The 2936-nt window shown below is 60.5% G+C and carries 2 protein-coding genes; both read left to right on the top strand.

The features are described from left to right. Positions 1–406: ABC transporter substrate-binding protein (locus AC1DWI_RS18400; RefSeq protein ID WP_477725397.1), on the top strand; the 406-nt coding region annotated here is incomplete at its 5' end. Between the two features lie 89 nt (positions 407–495). Further along, positions 496–2700: an ABC transporter permease gene (locus AC1DWI_RS18395; protein WP_477725396.1), complete on the top strand. Its 2205-nt coding sequence runs from the start codon at positions 496–498 to the stop codon at positions 2698–2700. Positions 2701–2936: the final 236 nt, after the last annotated feature.

Below are 2936 nucleotides of genomic sequence, written 5' to 3'. Positions count from 1 at the left end.
CGTGGGGCCCATCAAGGCGGTTGCCCGTGGCGAGGCATCGGTTTCCATCAGTTTTGTCCATGACGTCACCGGTGAAAAGGCGCAGGGCTTTCCGGTGGATGCCGTCACGCCCGCCGATGGCACCGGCGTCGAGGTAGGCTCCATGTCCATCATCAAGGGCGCGCGCAATCTGGCGAATGCCAGGAAATTTTACGAATGGGCTCTCACGCCGGGCGCGCAGCAATTTGGTGCCGCAGTCAAGCAGTTCCAGTTGCCCTCCAACAAGGCAACTCCCATGGACCCCCGTGTTCCCGACTTCAAGAAAATCAAGCTGATTGATTACGACTACGCCAAGTACGGGCAAGCGGCGGTTCGCCGGCAACTGATCCTCAACTGGGAACGCAAGGTCTTCAACCAGGCCAAGTGATCTACGCGGCAGCGACGTGACGCTGACAACCTTCAATCTAAAGAGCTGCCGATCCAGCTCGAATCTTTGCCACTATTTTTGCCACTCCCATGCCAGTCCAATTCACTGAACGAACCCAGCGGACGATTTACGTCTGGGTGCTCATCGGCTTAGCCGCTTACCTGGCGCTGCCGTGGTACTACCTGCAAAGTGGCTCGCTGCTCTTTGCCTTGCCCAGGCTTTTTACCGAACCTGTGACGGCCAACGGGCTGACGCAGGCTGCCATGCATGGCCGGGACTGGCTCTGGACCGGCGTGGCCGGTCTGCTGGTGGCGGGATGCGGCGCCTTGATGCCTGCCAGCAGGCGCCAGGGCGCTGTGCTGGTGGCAGGCGCCGTAACCGGCCTGCTGGGTTTGGGTGTGAGCGGTTTCATGATCGGGGCCACGGGGTGGTCGTATGAATGGCTCAATGCGGCTCTGGGCACGCTCCCGCAGGGGCAATTTGGCATCGGCTGGGGCGGTTTTGTGGTCCTGGTCTGTCTTGTCATGCTGCTGGGATCCGGCATCGCGCGTCTGGGCTATTTCCGTGGCGACGTGTTTGTGGCCGCCGCGGTCGTGGGATGCGCGGCACTGCTGTGCCTGTTTGTGGTGTTTCCGGTCGCCAAGTCCTTGTCCGCTGCCTTCTATGCCGAAGACGGAGGCTTTGCCTTGGGGGCCTTGTGGGAGCGGGTCGGTACTGCGCGCGTGTGGGGTGTCGGGTGCCTGGGTGGCGGGACCAGTTGCGGCGTGGCGTGGAACACCTTGTACCTGGCGCTGCTGACCGCGGCTGGCACGACCGTGCTGGGAACCATGATCGCGCTCATCGCCGAGCGCAGCGCCGGCAAGCGACTGCAAAAACCACTGAACGCCCTGGCCATGCTGCCCATCATCACGCCACCGTTTGTCGTGGGCCTGGGTTTGATCCTGCTGTTTGGCCGCGCCGGCATCGTCAACCAGTTGATGGAGTGGTCTTTCGGCGTTACGCCCACCCGCTGGTTCTATGGTGTATTTGGCGTCTGGCTCGCGCAGCTGTTTGCTTTCACACCCATTGCCTTCATGATCATGCGTGGCGTGGTGCAGGGCATCAGCCCATCCCTGGAAGAGGCGGCGCAGACCCTCCGCGCAAGCCGGATGAAAACCTTCCTGACCGTCACGCTGCCGCTTCTGGCGCCTGGCCTGGCCAATGCGTTTCTGGTGGGGTTTATCGAAAGCATTTCCGATTTCGGCAACCCCATCATTCTGGGTAGCGGCTATGCAGTCCTTTCAACGGAAATCTTTTTTGCCATTGTGGGTGCGTCACTGGACCAGGGTATGGCCGCGGCCCTGGCCCTGGTGCTGACGACGTTTGCGTTGACGGTCTTCTTCGTGCAGCGGCGCATCCTGGGTAAAACCAGCTTCACCACCGTTTCCGGCAAAGGCGACGCCGGCGTGCCCATGGCACTGCCGACAGGGGTGCGCCGCCTGTGCACCTGGGTCGCAGGCCCCTGGCTCGCCTTCACGATGGTGGTTTATTTCTTCGCCTTCGCGGGTGGGTTCGTCAAAGTCTGGGGGCGCGATTACACGCTAACCCTGATGCACTTCAAAACTGCGTTTGACATGCAATGGGGTGAGCATGGCCTGCTTTGGGCAGGAACTGCCTGGGCGTCCCTGTTCAATACCATCACGCTTTCGGCCATTGCGGCCCCGGTTTGCGCGAGCATCGGCTTGCTGATCGCCTGGTTGCTGGCGCGGACCGAATTCAGGGGCAAGGCCCTGTTTGAATTTTCCGCCTTGTTGACGTTTGCCATTCCCGGCACGGTGCTGGGTGTCAGCTACATCCTGGCTTTCAACGTGCCGCCGGTGGAGCTGACGGGTACCGGCCTGGTCATTGTCCTGTGCTTTGTGTTTCGCAATCTGCCGGTCGGGGTTCGGGCCGGAACGGCATCGTTCAAGCAGCTGGACCGGTCCCTCGACGAAGCCTCTGTCATGCTGCGGGCCARCAGCCTGACCACCTTGCGCCGCGTGGTGCTGCCTTTGCTCAAGCCGGCCCTTGTTGCCGCACTGGTCTACAGCTTCGTGCGCTCGATGACCACGGTTTCCGCCGTCATTTTTCTGGTGACGGCCGAGTACGAGCTGGCCACCACTTACATCATTGGCAGGGTAGGAACTGGCGACTATGGCGTGGCGCTGGCGTACTGCACTGTGCTGATCGTCCTGATGTCTATGGCCACGGCATTGATCCAGTTCCTTGTTGGCGAACGCAAGCTGGGGCGGCGCACGGTAGGTGCCAACCGGTAGTCCACCGTCAATGACATTCCAGACCGCCTCCTTTTGCGTACAACAAGGATATTTACCAATGACTCAGGCAGGCACTGATTTCAAAAGCATAGCCAGGCGTTATGGCGGATTCAACGTTTCATTGATCAAAGCGTCTTTGAGACAGGAGTAACTGATGACCCTACAAGCCCCGCTCGGTGCATCTGGAACTGACGCACTGATCTTTGACATGGATGGAACCATGATCGACTCCATGC

It is taken from the genome of Polaromonas sp. P3_C2 (assembly GCF_056402675.1).
Note: the sequence above shows the minus strand (reverse complement) of the source record. Positions and strands in the feature narration are given on the sequence as shown.